Below are 1,312 nucleotides of genomic sequence, written 5' to 3' on the forward strand. Positions count from 1 at the left end.
CTCTTCCCATTCCGAACAGAGAAGTTAAGCCCGACCGCGCCGATGGTACTGCGTAACAGTGGGAGAGTAGGTAGCCGCCGTCTTTACAGGTCCCTTCCCCGTGATGAACGGGGAGGGGACTTTTTGTATGCTCAGTATGAGTATTAGTATTAGCTAACGGGCGCAAGTCCCCAATGGACCGTAACCATCCGAAATCCGCCGTGTTTCATGTGAAGTTACAAGGTAGTAACTTTGCGAGTTCTTCCTCCGTGCAGTCCGTATTGAGGTTGCCGAGTGCATATTCCAGCCATTTGAGGGGATTCACACGGACAATCTCACAACTTCCCAACAGGGAGTATATGACCGCGTTGTCCACGGCTCCCTCATCGGTCTTGCTGAAAAGGTAGTTCTTCCGTAACCATCCGAAATCTACTGACCCAATCTACTGCCCTTAATCCCTCTTAAACAAAAAAAAGTTAGAAAGTGAATGAATCAAGTCATTTGGTACCAATGACCTATGACTCTCAAGTTCACTTCCTAACTTCGCCTCACCGTATCACAAGTTAAAATAATAAGGAAACACAACAATCAGACAGCAGGAAATTTCCACTTTCTGTCCGTGGATTTCCCGACATTCCTCTTAACTGTGGAAAATGACCAGCCCCGCAACAAAGCAGGTGTCTATCCGCAGTACCGAGGCTTGCCCGGAAATGCGTGTGCAAAGATAGTGCTTTTCCCAGAAAAAACAATAGGAAGGGAACTTTTTTTAGAAAAAAAACTGGGAAAAAGCAGAAATAGGAATAACGCAATAAACAAAAATGCTTCAGAGTAACGGGATCTGAAGCCTGGGAGAAGAATAGGCTCCATGATGTCCAGCTTTATCAGACCTAATATAATAGTAGTAAAATGTAAAATAGCTACCACTCTTGTCATGCTGGAATGAGTTAGACAAGGAACTATCTTGCAGAGGACATCCTTTTGTCTGTTACGTCTTGAGGTTTTATGGCGAATAGGAAATGCCTGAATATTGTCGGGAAGTCCTTCTATTCTGGTGGAAATGGCATGATGCATGAGCGGATATATCTTGCTGAACTTCTTCTTTAGTTTTGTTTGAGGGGTGTTTTTGTCTCTCGGCTTATTCCCATTTTTCCTGTTTTTTTAGTTTTTTCCTGAAAAAAAAGATTCCTTTTTTATTGCTTTCCTTGAAAAAAGCTCTATCTTTGCACACGCATTTTCGGGCATGCCTCGGTATTGCGGATAGACACACCTGCTTTGTTGCGGGGCTGGTCATTTTCCACAGTAGAGAGGAATGTCGGGAAATCCACGGACAGGA

At 44.1% G+C, this 1,312-nt stretch carries 1 rRNA gene; it reads left to right on the top strand.

Annotated elements, in window-relative coordinates:
* Window positions 1-83 (top strand): 5S ribosomal RNA (rrf, locus tag B5F34_RS17140); the annotation flags it as partial.
* Window positions 84-1,312: the final 1,229 nt, after the last annotated feature.

This window comes from Mediterranea sp. An20, from assembly GCF_002160055.1.
GTDB lineage: Bacteria > Bacteroidota > Bacteroidia > Bacteroidales > Bacteroidaceae > Bacteroides > Bacteroides avicola.